This is a genomic window from Streptomyces sp. NPDC000410, assembly GCF_040300305.1.
In the GTDB taxonomy this organism is placed as follows: domain Bacteria; phylum Actinomycetota; class Actinomycetes; order Streptomycetales; family Streptomycetaceae; genus Streptomyces.
The window spans coordinates 1-18827 of record NZ_JBEPDM010000082.1 but is presented as its reverse complement, the minus strand read 5'-3'; the positions used below and the strand labels follow the sequence as shown (position 1 = coordinate 18827).

Here is an 18827-nt window from a genome sequence, read left to right as displayed (position 1 = left end):
GTACCGCTTCGTGTACTTGCTTCCCACCTGGTGCTACTTCCTCTGGAACCTCAAGATCCCAGTCTCCAGGTGCCCACGATCAAGGGGAAGCTTCATCCTGGATCTACCCCGTGGATCAGGCCACGGTGCGGGCCAGTACCGCCGCAACCTCAACGTCCGCACCAAAAAGCTCGCGAGAGTGATCGGCCACCATCGATGCATCACACGAGGCAACGAGACGGAGTTCGAGGCGCGCTGGAAGTCCCTCATCCGCGACATCGGCTCCGATTCGGCGACGTACATCTACGTGGCCCACGCCGGTCTCATCAGTGCCTGATCTGCAGTCCTCCGATGTTGTACCGCCGTCGAAGCGGGCGTCCACCCTCTGCTTGTCCCTGGCGCAGCGGCCGGGCCGAAACGGGTCAGGCTGCGGCTGGTTCTCAACTTCTCCTCCCTGACAGCTTCGTACTGGCTACCGTCAGACATCTGGTGCGGCACGTCCCCGTCGCGCCGCACCTGCTTCGTCACTGGCTCATTGCTGCCGCGACAGGTGCTGTGGGGGCTCCTGCGACTCCCCGCCCGCGCGATATCGGCTGGTTGATGGTGAGCGTGACTCGTCACGCTCACTGTCGCCTTGGCAAGACAACTGTCGTAATGCCTGGTCGAGACCCTCGGCAGCATGCACCTGGCGCTACGCACGCACCGCTGTCCTGGCTGAGCCATGCCGGAGTTCAGCGTCAGGCCGCCCCGGCTGCCGCGGCCACGATGCGGTGCAGGACGGGGATCGGGATCGCCGGGTTGGTGACCGCCGCGCGTGCCGTGGCGCGGTCGTGCAGCAGCCCCACAAGGACGCGGGCCGGCAGCTGCGGATTGCGTATCGCGGTCCTGCGGACGTAGTCCGCCGGGTCGTTCAGCAGACGCACTGCGTCGGCCGGTGACAGCCGGGGGTCCTCAGCCGCACGGCAGCGCACCTCGGCTTCGGGATCGCGGGCGAGACGCGCGACGTCGGCAGGCGTGGACTCCGGATCGTCCAGGGCCAGGCGCCGCATCCGCCCGATGGGGTCGCCGACGTGACGCAGCAGGCCCGTGCGGGGGAAGTTGGGGTGGCTGCGGGGGCGGCCGGGGTGGCTGAAGCTGCCGTCCCACCAGCGCCAGACCTCCAGCAGCATCTCGGCCGGCGCGTCGTCGCACGATTCGGCGAGGAACAGGCGGACCGTCCGGTCCTCGTCCCTGGCCAGACGCTCCACTACGTCCGGTGGGAGATGCCGGGCACGGGCCACGCTGCGGCGGATGAGCGGATGGGACGATACGGCCAGGCGGCGCATTGCGTCGGTGTCGCCGTGCAGGCTCTCGACCCAGGGCAGAGTGTGCGACATCGACGCCGGGTCGAAGTCGTAGCGCACTGCGGCACGCTGCTCCTCGGTGAGGTCAGGTCGCAGCGCCACCACCGAGCGGATGTCGTCGTAGGGGTCCTGCGCCAGGACGGCGACACTACGCGCCCCGAGCCGCGGGTTGGCGGCCAGTGCCCGGCGTACCTCCGCGTCCCCGTCCCGGACCAGCTCCGCCTCCAGCCCAGGAGCGAGACGGCACTGTTCGAGCGCTCGCCGGGGCGCGGGCAGCGCGGTGAAGACCTCACGAGGCATGGGGACGCTGGTGTGGTGGGCAAGCAGCGCCGCCGTTCGCACCGCGTCGTCGGTGTCGGCCAGCAGCCGCTCCCGCAGTGGCGCGGCGAGGTCCTCCCACCGGGCGCAGGCAGTCGCCCGCACCCGGGGATCGGCGTCGGCGGCGAGGCTCGGGAGGTGGTGGGCGGGGAGCCCGGGGAGTTCGGCGGCCTGGGCGCGGGACGGGCCGGCGAGGAGGTCGTCGTACAGGTCCTCGGGGAGTTCGACGCCCCAGGCGTAGGCATGCTCGGCCCAGAGCACGCGCCGGCTCGGCGATGGTTCGGCGCGGACCAGGCGTATCCACTGATCGGACGTGAGCTTGGGCCGGAAGGTGTCGGCGGGTGTCGACCGCACCCGCGGATCGGGGTGCGCAACGGCGGCGTCGAGGACGGCGGGCCGGTCGCATCCGTGCAGGAAGCCCTCCGCCACATCCAGCAGCCGGATCAGCAGTTCGTCCGGTGCGGCCGGATTGGATCCGATCCCCTCCGCCCAGTGCAGAGGCCACGCAGGTCGGCCGGGCACCGCCGCCCACACCTCGGCGCGCTCGACCTCCGTCTCGCGCCCAGCGGCCGCCGCGGTCTCCTCCAGCCGCTCCGGCAGTCGGTCGAGGGCCGTCACCCGAGGCCTGTCCGCGCCGGGCACCTGTGCCAGAAGCACCTGCCCGTCGAGGGAGAGCGCCACGAACCCGAGGTTGCCGGTCAACTCCGGCACACCGCCGCCCGTGTACCGGACGCGGGTCCACCAGGAGTCGTTGCCGCCGATCCTGTGCCCGAGGACGGCCACCAGAAACCCGCCGTCGGCATCCGCAAGGCGGCGCCACCACACGGCGTCGAGCGCTTCCCGGGCCGCGCCGTCCGGCGCCGCGATCCCCCGCGCGATGCGCCAGCCGGCCTCCGGTGGGAACAGGCTGCCCGGGCGCACGTCCTCGACGACCGTGAGCCCGGCGCGCACGAGCAGTTCGTGGAGTTCCTCTCGGTGTTGCACGCGATCATGATCCCCGCCGGCTCGCGGTGGGACAAGGCCCTCAGCCCAGGCGAAACCGGCCCACACCCCCGTACACGTCATTCAGATGCACAACCGGGCACGCCACCTCACCCCCGGCGCACCGCCAGGTCGCACACCACCGCCCCGTCCACCCGCCCTCAAGGGCAAGGTCGTCCCGGCCCTGCCCAATCGAGACCGGGACGAGCAGCGCCTCCCAGCGGCATATGTGTGACCACAGAGGCTCAGGCCCACACCGGCCTCCGGCCATACCTGCAGCGCCCCAGCCACCGGCCCGGCTCACCCGTACGGATCTCCACCACACCGGTCTCCGACGGCGTCCGCGACGCCGGCACCACCACGGCCGGCCGGACGGCATCCGACGCACCGTCCAGGCCGGCCATGTCCAGCAGCGCGCGCACTGCGCTACCCAGCCGGGCACGTGCGTCCCGACCCAGCGGCAACGGGTGGCCCGGTGCGCGGGTCGGCATGCGACCGGCCTGCGCAGGAACCGGCCGCGGCCGACAGCGCAGACCCTCGTCGACGGACTTGTTGCTGAACTCCGAGACGGGGTGAATCAGGGCAGCGGCCGACGCTGCCGGGCACCGCCGCTCCGCGCCCCGGAGCCGCGGTAGCGCTCCTGATTCACCCAACAGGCACCAGCCGCTACGGGCGGGCAGTCGGAGCGGAAACCCGCGGCCACTCTCGGGCCGGCGCGCAAACGCGACGGCGGCCAAACGACGACGGCGGCCGTATGAGGATCTCGACGCCGAACGTCGCAGCAACGCAAAGTAGTCTCTTTGATACCCTGAGTGAGAGTTGATCCGTTTCCCTCGAACCCTGGAGTCCGTCATGACCACCGAGGAACTCGCCAAGTTCTACGCCCTGCTGACCATCCTGGAGCCGCAGGAGCAGACCTGTCTCCAGGCCGCCCGACTGGCCGAGGTGGGGACAGCGGGTGACGGTGACACCGACACCACCGTGGTCAAGCAGCTCAAGACGCACGCCGACAAGATCGCCGCCGAGCTGGCCTCGGTGAGCCCCGAGAAGCTGCAGCGCAAGACGGCGGCGATCGCCAAGTTCCTCGTGTAGTTGCGGCTTTCCCCGTTTCGGCCCGCCAGCCGTGTTCGCTGGCGGGCCAACGTTGCCTATGGGCGGGGGTGTGCTACCGGCTGGCCCTTCTGGCGGATCGTTGCACAGCGGCGCACAGGGATTCTTCGGTCGGCCTCTATGTCGATGCCTCGCGCGGCACCGGCCGCGTCCTGATCCGCCGAGCGCGACCGTCCCGGCCTCGGCGCGCACGCCGCGTCGCCGCGGTTGGCCGAGCAGGTGTCGTTCGCGACAGTGCACGCCATGGACGCTATGGCCTGCCAGGCGTCCAGTGGCCGTTGAGCCATTCGCTGGTCCCGGAGTTGCACGCGGGCACCCGGATCACCCCGCTGAATCCCGGCTGATCGAGCTGCCTGCGGTGCGTGCGAGGTGGGCCCGACCGGCCCTTCTCGTCCTGCTGTCCGTGGCCTTCTGGAAGGGTGCCATGGCGTGGCTGCTTCCCCTGGTCCGGGACAAAAGGCGACGATCGAACGGCAACCGCCGCACGCGGGACTCGCTCCGCCCCCATGAAGGAGATGGAAATGGCTACCGGCACTGTGAAGTGGTTCAACGCGGAGAAGGGCTTCGGCTTCATCGAACAGGATGGTGGCGGCCCGGACGTGTTCGTCCACTACTCGGCCATCGCCAGCACCGGATACCGCGAACTCAACGAAGGCCAGAAAGTTCAGTTCGACGTCGTTCAGGGCCCCAAGGGTCCGCAAGCTGAAAACGTCACACCCGCCTGACCCGGACCTGCCGTTAAGCCGGTCAGTTTCCCGTCGTGAGTCTTCGGCCGTGCCAAGCTTCGGATCACGGCGGCTCTGCAAGCAGCTGTGCCGGAACGTGCTGGGCCCGGCTCCTCGGGAATCGGTAGCTCCCTTGGCACTGGTCGGCCCGTATCACCGGAACCGGCGGGCCACCGTGTGGAAGGACTGCTTGGGCTCCCACTGACCGGTCTCCGCGTAGCCGCGCCGCGTCCCGGTGGGGAAGGTCTTGGCCAGGGCGAAGCTGGCGATGTCCAGGTCGTGGCGGCGCTGCGGAGAGTAGGGCGAGTCGGGGGAAATGAAGTTGTAGACGAACGCGCCGTGCACCCGCTCGGCCGCGTAGAGGTCCAGCAGCTCCCCTATCTCGTCGGCCTGCTCCCGTTCATTACGCACATATCCGTCCTTGACCACCGGTGGTTCCCGCTCCCAGTCCACCACGTTGAAACCCGCCCCGCCCTGCTCCTTGGCCCCCGTGAAGGTGCAGCAGCCGAACTCGGTGATGACGACGGGCTTGCCGTGCCGATGCAGGGCGCGCACCTTCTTGATGTACGTGATCTTGTTGTCCGCGTTGCGATACAGATTGACCCCCACGACGTCGAAGCCACGCCAGTCGACCTCCTCCCACTCCCCTGAGCTATACGTGACCCGACCCTTGAACAGCGGCCGTACGGTCTTCAGTGCCCGGTCCAGAAAGGCGTTCAGCCGCTCCTGGTAGCCGGCCGACTCGGGGCGCGCCAGCGCCTGGCCGCGCTCGTTGTAGTCCTTGCCCGGCACCAGGCCGGACATAAAGATGGTCAGCTCGGTGCCGACCGCGATGCCCACACCGGGGTGTCGGGTGCGCAGCCGCTCGGCGGCGCGCGCCACCGAGCCGAGGAAGGCGAGGGTCTGCTCTGTGCCCTTGTCGAACTGCCTCGGCTCGAACCAGACGAACAGGCCGTGCGCCGCCGCGATCGACGCAGCCTCCGTCAGCCGGTCGAGGTCGTGGCCGAGCAGCAGGATCGCGTTGCAGTGCAGCTGCTCCCTGATGGCCGCGATCTCCCGGCGGACGAACTCCGTCCGCCATTCCTCGCGGTCCGTGTCAAAGTTGACGCCCTTGTAGGTGAGCGATCCGGCGGTCCGCGGCGACGCCGCCGCGTCGGTGGACGTCGTACGGGCACGCGCGTTGTCGGCGGCGCAGGCGGTGCCCAGGGCCGCGGTGGCCAAGGCCGCGGCGCTTGCGAGCAGGGTCCGGCGGGCGATCGGTGCTGGGGTCATACCGCCAGCCTGGATGGAGTGCCGTCGGCGGCGCATCGACCGAAGGACTCGCACCCCTCGACCAAAGTCGCTACCGCGCTCGACCTTCGGCGAGAGAAGCGGATAGCCCTGTCAACGAGAATGCGGAATTGCTCAACCACTGCTGACCAACACGAGGCCGGCGTCGACGACCCGGTCGTCTTCAAGGAGGACCCGGGCACCCCCAGCCGCCTCCACCCCCTCCAGCGCCCGAAGTTCCGCGCGCTTCTCGACCACGCGCGCCCGGGCGACACCGTGCACATCTCCGAGATGTTCCGCCTCGTACACGGCACCGGGCACATCCTCGACGTGCTCGACGTCCTCCACCGCGACCAGGTGGCGCTGCGCATCCACGACGGCGCGTTCTCCGTCATGGACCTCACCGCCAGCCACCCGCGCACCGTCCCGGACGGTGCCCGCGCGACCTCCCCTCGGACGCGCCACGGCCCCGTGCCCGCCACCGCGTGCCCGTCCATGGCAGCTGTGTCGAACGCCGGGAGCCGGTGGCGCGCGCAGAGTTCTTCGGCCGGCGTCAGCCCGGCGTCAGCCCGGCGTGAGCCCGGCGTGAGCCCGGCGTCAGCCCGGCGTCAGCCCGGCGTCAGCCCGGCGTCAGCCCGGCGGCTTCGGCCAGTGGCACGGCGCCGGCGGCCAGCGGCCGGGGAGCCCGGTAGGCCGGCTCCCGGGCCTGCTCCCAGGGTGTCGCCCGCGCAGCCGTGGTGGACATCGTGGTGGCGGTCGTCTGAACCATGGCTCCGGCCTGCCGCCGGGACTTTGCCGCCGCCCCTATCGGGTTGCCTTCGCACACCTTGCCGCTCACGCGCCGCACTCCGCGGCTGTGAGCGCAACCGCGTGGGACCGGGGGTGGGGTGTCCCCGCCCGCAGCCGACTGGCCGATCGTAGATATCACCGGGTCATGCCCGCGAAGCGGCCCCCACAACTGGTGAGACAACCACTGAACTTTCGCGGCGCGGCGGAGTTGACTGCATCCGACCCGTCACAGCACCGCAGGCCGATTCCTCCCGTCGGCGTGCCGCGACATCCTCAAGGGGCAGATACGTTGAAGACTTCCACACCACGCAGAGCCGGGCTCGTGCTCGGCTCCGCAGCCGCGCTCGTAGCCGGGCTGTGTCTGGCGCCGGCCGCCCAGGCCGCACCGGACCCCAGCGTCTCCTTCGGCGGGGCGACCGCTGTCCCGCTGCCCGTGGGCTCCGGGAAGGGCACCGCCCCGGCACTGGGCGACCTGAACGGCGTGCAAGGCCGACCTCGTCACCCCGGTCAAGGGATCGAACACCCTGGTGGCCGCGCTCGGCGACGGCAAGGGCGGCTTCGGCCCCGGTGTCTCCTTCGGGCTCGACACCGGCACCTTCCCGACGGCGGTCGCCCTCGCGGACCTCAACGGTGACGGCCGACTGGACGCGGTCGTCGCCGCGGCCAAGACCATGCAGCCCACGCAGCACGGCATGGAAAGCATGGGCAGCATCGTCGAGCTGCTCGGTGACGGCAAGGGCGGCTTCGCCCCGGCCACCTCCTACTTCGCGCCGACGCTGGTCAACGAGTCGACGAACGCCATGTTTCCCGTAGACATCACGGTCGCCGACATGAACGGTGACGCCAAGCCCGACGTGCTGACTTCCAACTCCAACGGCGACAACGTCTCGGTGTGGACCAACGACGGCACCGGCGCGCTGGGCACCGCGAGCAACTACTACGTCGGTGGCGGCCGGCCCAGCAGCTACTCCGCCAGCCGGCTGAGCCCTATGGGCTTGAAGGCCGGGGATGTGAACGGCGACGGCAAGCCCGATGTGGTCACCGTGAACCTGGATACTTCCGACATATCCGTCCTCCTCGGTGACGGCAAGGGCCGTCTCGGCCCGGCCACCCGCTTCGCCGACGGCGTCTCCCTCGGCCGCGGCATCGCCCTCGGCGACGTGAGCGGCGACGGCAAGCCGGACGTGGCCGTCGCGCACATGGACCGGAAGATCACCGTCTTCCTCGGCGACGGTGCCGGAGACTTCGGCGCCCCGGTCACCTACCCGGTCGGCGGCATCGCTCTTGAGGGCGTGGCCATCTCCGACGTCAACACGGACGGCAAGCCGGACCTGGTCACCAACAACGGCCCCGACAACCAGCCCACCGTCCTCCTCGGCGACGGCACGGGCACCTTCCGCAACACCGGCCCGCTGTACGTCGCGAAGGCAGGCGGGGGCGGCGCGTACGCCGTCGCAGACCTGAACGCAGACGGTCGGCCCGACCTGGCGGCCGGCTCCACTGCTGCGGGCGTCGCGGCGCAGGTGCTGCTGAACACCTCCAGGCCGAACCGCACGGCCCAGTCGATGGCGGCGCAGGTCGCCAAGGCGCCCGGTGTCCTGTCGATGGAGGTGAAATTGCCGGCCGTCAACTTCGGCACGCTGACACCCGGCACCGTCAGCACCCCGGCCGGACTCGGCAGGTTCACGTACACCGACACCCTCTCCACCACCGCCCCCTGGTCGGTGACCGTTGCCACCACCGACCTGGTCAGCGGCAAGGACACCATCGGGTGGAACAATCTGCTGATCACGACCGGCCGATCCATCAACGGGACCGGCGGTCAGTGGACGGGCATCGCCAAGCCCGGCCCTGGCGGCTACTTCCCCAAGGGCGCCAACCCGCAGCCGGGCACCAGCCTCTCCCCGGCCGTGACGATGGCGACCGGCGACGGCGGCACCCGCGGTGTCTTCACCCACGACGGGTCGACGGCGCAGTGGAACATCCCCGCGGAGACAGTCCCCGGCTCGTACGGCGGCACCCTCCAGTACACGATCACCGGCTGATCCCATGAACAGCTGTCTGCGCGCCCAGGGCGGCGCCACCGCCACCCACCGGGCACGGTTCCCCGCCCTGTGGAGCCTCCTCCTCACGGGCCTCGTGCTCGCTCTGGCGCCGGGCGCGCAGGCAGCGCCGGCCCCCGCACCATCGCCCACTCCACCGGAATCCGCCGCGGGCGCGCCGTTCGGCGTGCAGGCCGGGCTCTACGGTCTGACGACGCTGACCGGCGGGCACTTCGGGTACGCGCTGAAGGCCGGCGCCCGGATCGAGGATTCCGCGGTCATCTACAACGAGAGCGACGAGGCCCGGACCTTCCACGTCTACGGCGCCGACGTCACCAACGCGGCCGGCGGCGGCCTGGCCCCCGCGCAAGAAGGCCAGAAGATGGCCGCGGTCGGGGCCTGGCTGAAGCTGGACTCCGAGGCCACCGTCACCGTGCGGCCGAAGAGCCGCGCCACGGTCCGCTTCTCCCTCGCGGTCCCCGACGGCACCCCGCCGGGCAGCTATCTCGGCAGCCTGGTCACCGCGCTGCGCACCCCCGCGGTCAGCGGCGGGGTGAACACCGAGACCCGTATCGCCCGGCTCGTCGAACTCACCGTCCCCGGCACCGCCGACCTCCAGGTCTCCCTCACGGAACTGGAACACCGGCCTGTGGGCGGCGGCGAGGAGTCCACCGTGACCGTACGCAACACGGGCAAGTCCTCTACACCTTCGCCGGCACGCTGAACATCACCGGCGGCAGCTCCACGCGTACCGTCCCGCTCACCCCCGCGGGGATCTACGTGATCCCCGGCGGCAGCGCCACCGTCACCGGCCGCCTGACCGACCTCCCCGATCTCGGCCGCCGCGCGGTCACCGCCTCGGTGACCGCCACGGTTCCCGGCGGCGCGGCGAAGACCGTGAACAGCAACACGGTCCGGCTGTCCTACTTCCCCTGGCTCATCGCCATCCTCACCGTCGGCGGCTTCCTTGCCCTGGGCCTTCTCCTCTTCATCACACGCAAGCGACGGCGTGCCTGGCTGCGGCGTCGCGCAGAGGAACGTACCGCGCTGCGCGCACTGCGGCGGGAACTGCGGGCGGGGCAGCCGGCCGCGGGGGATCGGTGAACGAGCGATGCGTGGACGAGTCCCCGCCCACGGGAGCCACGCATCAGCCACGTAGACCTTCTCTCCCGGCATCAGGGGCGCGTCAGCTGGGCCTTTGACGTAGGGCCCGCGCCAGATGAGGCGGTGCTCCTGAGCGGACGGATACCACTGGCGGACCTTGTGCATGCGCACGGGCCACCGGTGGTGATACGTCCGCACCTGCTTCTCCTCCCCCACCGCTGCCGAGCGTTGCGCCGGTATCCGCCGTGCCAGGCGCACCACGCGGATGGCGGGATCGTGCGGCTGCCCCGGTGTCCGGGGGCCGGCTGAGGCGGCGGCCAGTGGCTGGGTGGTGGTGATGCCTTGGCTTTCCACGTCGGTGCGCGACTCCTTCAGAGCCCGCAGCGCCGCCATCGCCGACTGGCGCTCGTCTCCCGGCTCCGGGTCAGCGGGGTCGACATCCTGGGGCGAGAGCAGCTCGGGCATCGTCCAGGCCGGGGCCGCGGCCACGGCCATGAAGGCCGACGGCACCCCTGAACGGCAGGCCGCCTACCAGGTCACCGACAGCCGCCCTGTCCAGAACCCGGCCGCGCAGCGCACCGAACGCCCCGACGCCTCGCCGGGCCCGACTTCGGGGACGTACGCTCCTGAGCCGGCCATCCGCGCATCCGCTGATGCGTCCGTCTGGTGCCCCTGCCGGCGTACGCGGTCGCGAGCCGCAGGGCAAGGGTGGCTGCCCCGGCGGCGGCTGCCGCGCACAGTGCGATGAACACGTCGGGCGTCCAGGTCCACAGTGCCCTGGGGCCGACGAGAGTGAGGGCTGCCGCCAGGAGGATCCCAGGCAGGGTGCCGGCCAGACACCACAGGACGGTGGGGGCGATGCGGCGGGGCGCGGGCCGTCGGCGGTGCAGGCGGGCCGAGTGGAAGGCCGCGGCGAGGAGGACGAGGGCCAGGGCGGTGAGGCCCCAGACGGTGACGTGGTAGGGCGCGGCCGAGGGCACGTCGGTGGGGGCGGTGCCTCCGGCGAGGATGCGGGCGGCGCCGAATCCGACCTGCATGGCCGCTCCGTCGTGAAGGAGGCCGTGGAGGTTCTGCTGGAGGACGAGGGCGGTGTTCCGGTCCGGCAGGAGGAAGAGCATGGCGGAGTAGCCGGGGGTGGCGCCGGTGTGCCAGATCGCGGTGTCGAGGGGGGCCTCGAGGCCGCCGACGCGCCAGCCGAGTCCGTATCCGGTTGCGGCGCCGGACGGGTGGAGTCGGCCGGGGTCGCGCATGAGGCGGATGGACTCGGGGGTAAGGACGGTCGTGCCGTTGCCGGCCTTCCCGGACCGGAGTTGGAGGGAGGCGAAGGCCGCGAGGTCGTTCAGGTCCCCGCCGGTGTAGCCGTAGGCGGCACCGGCGTCGTCCACACCGTCGACGATTGCGGACGGCACACCCCAAAGGAGCTGGTGCCCGGGCGGAAGATTCCGCTCGCGCGCGGACTCCCGGTCGGCGATCGCCCCGTCCATGCCGGCCGGACGCAGGACACTGTCCATGAGATGGTCGGCGAAGGACCGGCCGGTCACGGACTCGACCACGGCGGCCAGGACGAGGTAGTTGGCGCTGCTGTACGCGTACGTGGTGCCGGGCGGGCCGAGCGGCTGTACGCCGTCCAGCTCGGCGACGCGCTCCGCCGCGCCCGGGCAGTCGGCGTCGACGCAGTCGGCGACCTCGAGGGTGGCCGATTCGGGAAGGCCGGCGGTCTGCTGGAGCAGGTGGCGGACGGTGACCCGCGAGGCGTGGCTGTGGCCGCCGAAGCGGAAGGCCGGCAGGTGGTCGACGACCGGGTCGTCGAGTCGGAGCCGTCCGTCCTGCACGAGGGTCATCACGGCACTCGCGGCGATCGGTTTGGCGACCGAGCCCCACAGGAAGGGGGTTTCGGCCGTGACCCGTTCGCCGTACCCGTCCGTTCCCCAGGCGCGTGCGTGGATCGGCCCGTCAAGTCCGACCACGGCGTAGGCGAGCCCGGGCGTACGGGTGGCCTCCATGCGCTCGCGCACGTAGGCGTCCATCGCCGCAATACGGTCCGCCGGGACGGGTGGGCGCGCCGCTGCCGGCGCCTCGCCTAAGGGAAGCAGGCCGAGCAGGAGGGCGGTCGCCGCTGCGGCGGCGCGTCGGAGCAGGCTGGGCATGAGGAACTCGTCCTTCCGTGGGGCACAGGCCGATAACCGTATGGAGATACGGTTATAACCGTACGCTGGTACGGTTATCAAGTGCCGAGAACCGCCGACCACGAACAGCGCCGCCGTCAGATCGTCGGCGCCGTCAGCCAGTTGATCTCCGAGCACGGGCTCGACGCCGTCACCGTCGCGCGGACGGCCGCCACCGCGGGCATGTCCGTGGGCCTGGTGCAGCACTACTTCCGCAACAAGGACGAGATGCTGCTCCACGCCTTCCGCGAGGTCTCCGCCCACATCCGCGCCCGCGTCGAGGAGCGCATCAGGGACGGCGTCGAGCACAAGCGGCCCATCGCACGCGTCATGGCGGAGGTGATGACCGAGTACATCCCCCTGGACGAGGCCCGCCGCACCGAGTACCGCGTGGCCCGCGCGTTCGCCGGCCGCGCCCTCGACGCCCCAGCCCTCGCCGCGGTCGACACCGAGACCGCACGGAAACTGCGTGAGGACATCGCCCGCGCCGTCCACAACGGCAAGGAGTGCGGCGAGGTCGACGAGCACCTGGACCCGCTGCCCGCCGCCGTGCGCCTCGCCGCCGTGATGGAGGGGCTCGCACTCCAGGTCTACCGCGAGCCCGAGGGCACAGCGGGAGCAACCGTGACCCAGTTCGTGGCCCCGCTGCTCGACGCCGAAATCGCCACCGTCTTCACCGGCGAGTGCCGCCAGTACGCAGGATAGGTGGCGCGTCCCCTGAGGGTGCCCGCAGTAACTGACCACCCACCAGGTCGCCCACGAGGCGGCTCGGCCTCACCGCTGAACGCGCCCGCGCCCTGGCCCCACCCCCGAAACCGCAACTGGAACCACAGCTGGCGCCAAGCCCATGCCTACTACAGCGCCGGCCGCACCTTCCCGAACAACACCACAAAGTGAATCCGTACCCAGCAACGAGCCCGGGACCAGCTCCACCCCCACGAACAGCACCTCATGACCGCCCTCGCCGTCCACGGGGACCACACCCCTGCACCGCTACAACAGCCACCCAGCGAACCTGACCGACCAACCACCCAAACTGATCAACACCAACGAGACCGACCCAGAGCTCGAAACCCGCGGCTCACAGCCCCGCCCAGCCCTGACCCGCAAGCAGTGCCAAACGAACGGCGAACATCTACCGCACCGACGCGTCCGACCAGACCCTGGCGGCCGCGGCAAAGCTCCCCACGTCGTCGATCGCCGCCGATTTCTACGATCTGGAGGCCGACCGCCACCTCCCCCCGGACCGGGTGTGGTCGTCCTGGCTGTGCGGCGACCACCTCATCACCGAGCGCCGCGAGGTTGGATGCTGTTGGTGATCTTGTCGAGGTCCGTTCGACGTCATGCCGTTGGCGAACTGGCGCAGGACTGCGGCAGAGCCAACCAGGGCCCCGGGCCTGGACAAGCCAGGGCCTCGGCCGGAACAGAACCCGGGTACCGAGTCGGGTCAAGTCGAGCTGGGCCGGGGCCGAAGCCAGGCGGGGTTGAGAACCGGCCCTATGGCTGCACCTGATTGCATGCGATCTATGGCGCGGGCTGGCGACGTCCGCTGAGGGGGCTGTCGGTGGCGAGTCGGGTGCCCTGCGCCGTATGCCCGTACAGCACGTAGCGGCCGTCACGCACGGGGCTCACGAGGCCTGCTCGACGCAGGACGCCGAGGTGATACGAGACGGTCGCGGGGCTGAGGAAGTGCCGCGCGGCCAGCTCGGACGTACTGGACGGACGGGCCAGGGCGGTGAGCAGTTTGGCTCGGGTCGAGCCGACCAGGCCGGCGAGGCCGGCGGGCGCGTCGTGTGCAGGAGACGCCTGCGGCGTCAGGGGGTAGTGCACGAGCGGGGGCCACTGGTCGGGGCGTTCGAGCAGGTCGATGGCCACTACGGGGACCTGCGCGACGAGCGAGGGGACCAGCACCACCAAGGGCACGTCCAGGCACCCGTCGAAACGGCTTTCGATACGCAATGTGCCGTTGTCCCAAGTGATGCCGGGGTGCAGGGAATTGAACAGCTCATGCGCCCCGCGCCTGGCGACGATGGCGGCACGCCGGTCGACCTCTGCGTCGAGGAGGGACCTGGCCGTGGGCCAGTGAGGCGCGAAGGCCAGTTGCCAGTATCGGCGCAGTTCGATGGCGGCCTGCCGGGCGACGTGGCGGCCGCCACGGGTCATCGCGCGGCGGAGGGTCTCCGAGGGCTCGCGCCCAGGCAGACCGACCCGCGGCAGCCCGCGGCGGACGAACTCCAGCTCACCGATGACCCGGTCCGGCGCGGTACCGGCCACGAGCTCCAGCTCGTCCTCGATGGTGGGGGCGGGACAGGACGGATACGGGCTGAGGAAGTCGGGAACGTACCCGGACCCTTCAAGCGCCATCGCGTTCAGCAGCGGCAGCCCAGCCCGGCGCAGGGACCGGCGGGCTCTGGCCAGCCACGGGTCGACGTCGCCCCGCGGGGCGAGACCCCACGGCATGAGAGTGCCGCTGACTTGCTGCAGCGGAGACACTACGAACCTGGAACGCGCCAATCCGGCTACGTCGACCGTGAGTTGCATCATGCGGCCCCCTGCGCGCACGGATTCGAGCGTCCTCGAATCGTCGCACGGAACCTAGTACTGCAACGGTGTTTGGTCTGATGGTTGGGCAGTTTCTGGTGGTGTGTGGCCGCGTCGTTTGTAGTGGCTGTGGCGGGCTTGGTGTTGTTGTCTGCGTCGCCAGTTGGACCAGTGCAGGACGTGGTCGATGGGTGCCGGGTGGCGTTGGGCGAGGCGGTGGATCAGGCGTCTGAGTTCGGCCAGGCTGAGGGGGACGAGGCCGGAGGATCCGTTTCTGCCTCGATGATCTGGATCAAAGACCTCACCAGGACCACCCGATGATCACGACTCGATGCGCGCCCTCACACGAAACGCGCCCTCCCGGTTCTGGGAGGGCGCTTTTGCTACTTCTCCGGGCAGTCAGCGTCGTCCCGCGCTTCGGGAAGCGCGCGGTGCCCCTCGGACCAGTGATTCACCCAAGCACAGACGGAACAGGCATAGCGCCCATCGATGCCGAAGACTTCACTGCCGCAGCGCTTGCACTCCGTGCGAGTGATCTCGTAGCCGGTGGCCGTGGGCTCGGCTGCCTCAGGCGTGGTCATGCTGGGACCTTACCGGGGCCGGACCGTTCCCGGAGGACCAGCCGCATTGATTGGTACACCACCACCGGCCGCTGCCGTCTTGGATGGCTCCGGCACCGCACCGCTGACAGTTCATGTGGCCTCCCCGGGTCACGAGTGTCGTACCCCGGCCGGCACAGCGGGACGCATAGGGGCCACCGTTGCCCGCTGACGCACGGCGCCCGGGAGGCGCTCAGTCAGCGGTTGTTGGGGCTCAGCAGCGTGGCGGCCTCGGCGACGAAGGCGACCGACGCTTCCTTGGCCGCATGCCGCCGTGCGTCCAGCTCGGTGCGTCTGGTCGCCTTGCGCAGCGCGTATGTGGCATCTGCGGCCTGCTGGGCGGGGCCGGCCAGCTCGGGGACCAGGACCTGAAGGCGGAGGTGGGGCGCGGTGATTGCCGCCCGGGTGTCGTGAGACCTCGTCTGGGCCTCCAGCTGCTGCTCGGCGCCTGCCTCGGTCAAAGCCAGACGCTCCCGGTGGAACATCGCCGAGCGGTGCGCGTCCAGGGCGGCCGCGAAGTCGGTGACGGCGCCGAGCTGGTCCTGGCGGTGGCTGTCGGCGCGATCCTCGGCGCGTGCGGTGCGTGCCGAACGATGCTGAAGGAGCCCGGCGGTCAAGGCACCGGCGAGGGTACCGAGTACGGCAACGATCGAAGGCCATATGGACATCAAGTGTGGGTCCTCTCAGATAGTCGGTTTCGGTGGTGGCTTTGTTCACGAGAACAGGTTCTGGCTCAACTTCTGTGGAGCTGTGCCGTGACCGCTCGTGCTCGTGTGTGGAGACCAACCGACTGACCTGCCGGTTCCTCACGTCCACTGACCCGATCTGCCGAGCGCCGGGGCCTCACCACAGAAGTTGCGCCAGAGCCAAGCCGGGTTCTGGCACACATTCCGTGAACGATCTTGCAGGTTCTCCGTGAGCAGGAGTACGCACCGCGCGAGCTGCGCGGTTTGGATGCCACAGGAGGCTGGTGGAGCCCGAGTCGACATCGTTCACGGAATGTGTGCCAGAACCTCTCCAGGAACAGCGTTTGTCAATGGGGTGTGGAGGCAGTTGGTGATCAATCCGCTCGTGAATGTCGGCGAGAGATGGAGAGATGACGGCACGTGCCCCGCCCGAGTGAAGGCTGGTCGGTCTCACGAACCTGGCGATCGGTAGGTTGTGCCCTCGAACGATGAGTCGCCTGTTTCAAAGGGTGGGGCCGTGATGGAAGACCTAGAGATCACGATCAAGCTCACCCGTGACGAAGCGACGATCCTGTCGGACTGGTTGGAGCGGTTGCAGATGACCGACCTCATCAGCACCGTCGACGATCCAACCGCATGGGCACCGATCCATAGAATCGCCGGCCAGCTGGACAAGATGCTCCCCGACCTGTTCTTCCCCGACTACGACGTACGGCTGGAGGAGGCCCGACGCCGCCTGCGGCCGATCGATGACGACAGCCCTGAATGCTGACGTGCTGAAGGCCTTCGCCGAACATCCCTGACCACCGCTCGCCCCGCTGCTCCAGACGCTCAACCTCGCGGCGGGCCCGCTCGGCGGATCCGCGCGCCTCCCGCAGAGTGCGCTCCGCAGTCTTCACCTCCGTGCCGGCCTTCGCCGTGGCTGCCTCTGCGTCGAGCTTGGCCTGCCGCGCCTCCTGCAGCTCGTGCTCCAGGCGGCGGGCCCGCTAGGCCGCCTCCTTCACCTTCGTCGCCGCGGCCTGCTGCCCCTGTTGCGCCTCGCCGAACTCCTGCTCGAGCCGGGTGGCCTCGGCATCGGCCTGCTGCGCCGCCGCACGAGCGCGCACGAGGTCGTGCCGCCGGGCCGCCTCACGGCCCGGCTCCTTCTTCCGCTCCGGCTACTGCTCGACCGGGGGCCGAGCGGTACGGCACCGGCTCCGGGGCGATGGCGGCGAAATCGACCGCCGCCTCGGGGACCTTCACAAGCCGACCCTTCACCCACAGCTCGGCGACGTCCAGGTGCGCGAGGGCACCGTGAAGCATCTGCTCGATCCCATGCAGCACCGCACACTCACCGGCTGCCCCGCCCCGCGGGCCAGCCCAACTGCCGTGCGAGCCAGCACGCCCACCAGCTGGTGCTACTGCCGGCCCGCAGCCGCTCGGCGTCAAGCGTCCGGTGCGCCTCCTGCGACTCCCAGTTCCACAAACTGCAGCGCCTCCTGACGCCGCTCACGTACGAGCAGGTTCGCCGCCCACGCCGCGATCGCCGGCCGCCGCAGCCCAGAGATCGCCTTCGCCACCACCACGTCCCCCGCCTTCCGCGCCTCGGCGATACGCGCCCCGCGCCGCGATGAACTCCGACGGCCTCAGCCCGTACAGCTCCCCGGCCACCCGCTCGACATCCACAACCCCACTGTGCGCCGCCCGCACCCAGCCCGTGTGACCGCGTCGATTTCGGCTCCGTCAAATGCCCGGTCCGGTCACCCGTGCCGCCCGAACAGCGCCTTGCCGCAGGCCTCTCCCCCCGTACGGTTGGAGCACGGCGTCCGACAGGACGGAGCCCGAAGCACCGGCCGCCCACGGCCCTGCCCCCGAGTGCGGGCGGGCGGCCATCGCCGGCCCGCGCCTGGAATGGGTGCCGGTCAGGGGACCTGCTCGTAGCTGAGAGTGGTCTCGGGGCAGGCCTCGGCGAGACGGGTCGGCGTGTCCCGCTCGGCGGCGTCTGCGGCCAGCCGCCAGCGCGGCTCGTATCGCCTCGCCAGCACACGAGGCCGGACTGAGGAACCTCCCAAGGCCGGCTGAACACCACCACGGGCGAAGTCCATGCAAAGCATCTTCGGTCGCAGCATGGCCATGTGACAGGACACCAGGCCGGGGGTCCCGCACGTGCCACGCCCCCAACCGAGGGGAGTCGTGAAGGTGGTGGCGTTGGCGAAGCCTCACAGCTTTATTGAACGCGTTCAATGACTACTGGCAGAATGTCACGCACCGGCCGCCGCTCTGGCGTGCCACGCAAATCAGTTGTGCCATGAGGGGAGCGGGCTGTGGACGCGAGCACACCGTGGCGGAACCTGGGGGTCATCTGGCTGCGGCTTGTCGACCTGATGGTCCGCTACGCCATCACTTTCACGATCACCTGGGCTGCCGTGGAGGCGTAACTGTCGGCGGAATTCAGTCTCGCGAAGGACGAGTGGCTGGTTCTCGCCGCGTTCATCGGGATCCCGTCCATCCTGATCAGCTTCCTCTACGGGCTGGCCAACACCCGCACTGGTGTGGAGTTCCGGGGCCCGCTGGCCGGGCTCCTGCTCCTCCCTCTCTGGTTCCTTATCTTCTTCCCGCCGATCCTGCCCATCCCCCTTATGGGTCAGGCCTTCTTCGCCTTGTGCATGATGCGGGCACCGCTGCTGGGCCCATCCCAGCTCCGGCGGCAAGGGTGAAGTTTCCCCGTGATCTCGGACACTCGATGGTTATGCCGCGAGGGCGTGCTGATGCCGCTGCCTGGTCTCGGCCGGGGTGAGGTAGCCGAAGGTCTTGTGCTTGCGCAGGCGGCGGCGGTTGTAGAAGGTCTCGATGAAGTTGAAGACCTCGGCTCGGGCGGTGGCCCGGTCGGGCCAGGTGCGGGTGCCGATCTCTTCTTTGAGCAGGGCCCAGAAGCTCTCCGCGGCGGCGTTGTCGAAACATGATCCGGTGCGTCCGCAGCTCTGTCGCAGCCCGAACTTCCCTATTCGTTCCCGGAACTGGGTCGACGTGTATTCGCTGCCGCGATCGCTGTGGATCACGCAGCCGGGTTCCAGTCCGCCCCGGCCGTGGGCCATGTCAAGGGCATCGACGACGAGCTCGGCGCGGTGGTGGTCGGCCATGGTGTAGCCGACGACCTCGCGGGTGGCCAGGTCCAGCCAGCAGGCGAGGTAGAGCCA

Annotated in this window: 18 protein-coding genes and 2 pseudogenes; 10 read left to right on the top strand and 10 right to left on the bottom strand. The window is 70.1% G+C overall.

Annotated features, from left to right (window positions below; translation table 11 throughout):
- Positions 1-316 (top strand): hypothetical protein (locus ABT342_RS36450; RefSeq protein WP_351583339.1); only part of this gene is annotated, 316 nt, incomplete at its 5' end.
- Between the two features lie 400 nt (positions 317-716).
- Here the strand turns inward: ABT342_RS36450 and ABT342_RS36445 are convergent.
- A complete protein-coding gene (locus tag ABT342_RS36445; protein ID WP_351583337.1) occupies positions 717-2624 on the bottom strand; it encodes a hypothetical protein in 1908 nt (635 codons plus the stop codon).
- Between the two features lie 849 nt (positions 2625-3473).
- Between ABT342_RS36445 and ABT342_RS36440 the strand changes: the two genes are divergently transcribed.
- Positions 3474-3713 carry a hypothetical protein gene (locus ABT342_RS36440; protein WP_351583335.1) on the top strand — a complete coding sequence of 80 codons (240 nt, stop codon included), beginning with the start codon at positions 3474-3476 and terminating at the stop codon, positions 3711-3713.
- Between the two features lie 539 nt (positions 3714-4252).
- Positions 4253-4456: a cold-shock protein gene (locus ABT342_RS36435; protein ID WP_351235936.1), complete on the top strand. Its 204-nt coding sequence runs from the start codon at positions 4253-4255 to the stop codon at positions 4454-4456.
- Between the two features lie 153 nt (positions 4457-4609).
- Here the strand turns inward: ABT342_RS36435 and ABT342_RS36430 are convergent, their stop codons facing one another.
- The gene (locus ABT342_RS36430) at positions 4610-5728 is read right to left on the bottom strand and encodes a glycoside hydrolase family 113 protein (RefSeq protein WP_351583330.1); all 1119 of its coding nucleotides are present in this window, start codon (positions 5726-5728) and stop codon (positions 4610-4612) included.
- A gap of 120 nt (positions 5729-5848) precedes the next feature.
- Between ABT342_RS36430 and ABT342_RS36425 the strand changes: the two are divergent.
- Positions 5849-6046, top strand: a pseudogene (locus ABT342_RS36425) (hypothetical protein); the annotation flags it as partial.
- A 298-nt stretch (positions 6047-6344) separates the two neighbouring features.
- Here ABT342_RS36425 and ABT342_RS36420 read toward each other — a convergent pair.
- Complete coding sequence (locus tag ABT342_RS36420) at positions 6345-6563, bottom strand: hypothetical protein (RefSeq protein ID WP_351583344.1); 219 nt, start codon at positions 6561-6563, stop codon at positions 6345-6347.
- Positions 6564-7014: 451 nt separating this feature from the next.
- Here ABT342_RS36420 and ABT342_RS36415 point away from each other — a divergent pair.
- The 4 genes and pseudogenes from ABT342_RS36415 to ABT342_RS36400 form a co-directional block, all read left to right on the top strand.
- Positions 7015-7170, top strand: a pseudogene (locus ABT342_RS36415) (FG-GAP repeat domain-containing protein); the annotation flags it as partial.
- A gap of 15 nt (positions 7171-7185) precedes the next feature.
- Positions 7186-8559, top strand: a complete 1374-nt coding sequence (locus tag ABT342_RS36410) for an FG-GAP repeat domain-containing protein (RefSeq protein WP_351583342.1) — start codon at positions 7186-7188, stop codon at positions 8557-8559.
- 4 nt (positions 8560-8563) lie between these two features.
- Positions 8564-9280, top strand: a complete 717-nt coding sequence (locus ABT342_RS36405; RefSeq protein ID WP_351583327.1) for a hypothetical protein — start codon at positions 8564-8566, stop codon at positions 9278-9280.
- Positions 9281-9336: 56 nt separating this feature from the next.
- Positions 9337-9660: a hypothetical protein gene (locus tag ABT342_RS36400; RefSeq protein ID WP_351583324.1), complete on the top strand. Its 324-nt coding sequence runs from the start codon at positions 9337-9339 to the stop codon at positions 9658-9660.
- 536 nt (positions 9661-10196) lie between these two features.
- On the opposite strand, the gene ABT342_RS36395 is transcribed toward ABT342_RS36400, so the two are convergent.
- Positions 10197-11807, bottom strand: coding sequence for a serine hydrolase domain-containing protein (locus ABT342_RS36395; protein ID WP_351583321.1), 1611 nt, complete (start codon positions 11805-11807; stop codon positions 10197-10199).
- 81 nt (positions 11808-11888) lie between these two features.
- On the opposite strand from ABT342_RS36395, the gene ABT342_RS36390 reads away from it, so the two are divergent.
- Positions 11889-12530 carry a TetR/AcrR family transcriptional regulator gene (locus tag ABT342_RS36390; RefSeq protein ID WP_351583318.1) on the top strand — a complete coding sequence of 214 codons (642 nt, stop codon included), beginning with the start codon at positions 11889-11891 and terminating at the stop codon, positions 12528-12530.
- Positions 12531-13349: 819 nt separating this feature from the next.
- On the opposite strand, the gene ABT342_RS36385 is transcribed toward ABT342_RS36390, so the two are convergent.
- The 3 genes from ABT342_RS36385 to kilB all read right to left on the bottom strand — a co-directional run bounded on the left by ABT342_RS36385 (position 13350) and on the right by kilB (position 15633).
- Positions 13350-14285 carry an ArsR/SmtB family transcription factor gene (locus tag ABT342_RS36385; RefSeq protein ID WP_351583316.1) on the bottom strand — a complete coding sequence of 312 codons (936 nt, stop codon included), beginning with the start codon at positions 14283-14285 and terminating at the stop codon, positions 13350-13352.
- Positions 14286-14749: 464 nt separating this feature from the next.
- Positions 14750-14947, bottom strand: a complete 198-nt coding sequence (locus ABT342_RS36380; protein WP_351583314.1) for a hypothetical protein — start codon at positions 14945-14947, stop codon at positions 14750-14752.
- Between the two features lie 215 nt (positions 14948-15162).
- A complete protein-coding gene (gene kilB / locus ABT342_RS36375; RefSeq protein ID WP_351583311.1) occupies positions 15163-15633 on the bottom strand; it encodes a plasmid transfer protein KilB in 471 nt (156 codons plus the stop codon).
- 538 nt (positions 15634-16171) lie between these two features.
- Here kilB and ABT342_RS36370 point away from each other — a divergent pair.
- Entirely contained in the window at positions 16172-16423 is a 252-nt protein-coding gene (locus ABT342_RS36370; protein WP_351583309.1) for a hypothetical protein, read from the top strand.
- A 356-nt stretch (positions 16424-16779) separates the two neighbouring features.
- Here ABT342_RS36370 and ABT342_RS36365 read toward each other — a convergent pair whose 3' ends face one another.
- The 3 genes from ABT342_RS36365 to ABT342_RS36355 form a co-directional block, all read right to left on the bottom strand.
- Positions 16780-16953: a hypothetical protein gene (locus tag ABT342_RS36365; RefSeq protein ID WP_351583306.1), complete on the bottom strand. Its 174-nt coding sequence runs from the start codon at positions 16951-16953 to the stop codon at positions 16780-16782.
- Positions 16954-17552: 599 nt separating this feature from the next.
- Positions 17553-17675, bottom strand: a complete 123-nt coding sequence (locus ABT342_RS36360; protein WP_351583303.1) for a hypothetical protein — start codon at positions 17673-17675, stop codon at positions 17553-17555.
- A gap of 702 nt (positions 17676-18377) precedes the next feature.
- A partial coding sequence (locus ABT342_RS36355; protein ID WP_351583301.1) for a DDE-type integrase/transposase/recombinase occupies positions 18378-18827 on the bottom strand: 450 nt, incomplete at its 5' end.

Coding starts and splice junctions, on each gene's coding strand:
- ABT342_RS36440 (WP_351583335.1), top strand. CDS start 3,474: ATGACCACCGAGGAACTCGCCAAGTTCTACGCCCTGCTGACCATCCTG.
- ABT342_RS36435 (WP_351235936.1), top strand. CDS start 4,253: ATGGCTACCGGCACTGTGAAGTGGTTCAACGCGGAGAAGGGCTTCGGC.
- ABT342_RS36430 (WP_351583330.1), bottom strand. CDS start 5,728: ATGACCCCAGCACCGATCGCCCGCCGGACCCTGCTCGCAAGCGCCGCG.
- ABT342_RS36410 (WP_351583342.1), top strand. CDS start 7,186: ATGCAGCCCACGCAGCACGGCATGGAAAGCATGGGCAGCATCGTCGAG.
- ABT342_RS36405 (WP_351583327.1), top strand. CDS start 8,564: ATGAACAGCTGTCTGCGCGCCCAGGGCGGCGCCACCGCCACCCACCGG.
- ABT342_RS36395 (WP_351583321.1), bottom strand. CDS start 11,807: ATGCCCAGCCTGCTCCGACGCGCCGCCGCAGCGGCGACCGCCCTCCTG.
- ABT342_RS36385 (WP_351583316.1), bottom strand. CDS start 14,285: ATGCCGTGGGGTCTCGCCCCGCGGGGCGACGTCGACCCGTGGCTGGCC.
- ABT342_RS36380 (WP_351583314.1), bottom strand. CDS start 14,947: ATGACCACGCCTGAGGCAGCCGAGCCCACGGCCACCGGCTACGAGATC.
- kilB (WP_351583311.1), bottom strand. CDS start 15,633: ATGTCCATATGGCCTTCGATCGTTGCCGTACTCGGTACCCTCGCCGGT.
- ABT342_RS36370 (WP_351583309.1), top strand. CDS start 16,172: ATGGAAGACCTAGAGATCACGATCAAGCTCACCCGTGACGAAGCGACG.
- ABT342_RS36365 (WP_351583306.1), bottom strand. CDS start 16,953: ATGCTTCACGGTGCCCTCGCGCACCTGGACGTCGCCGAGCTGTGGGTG.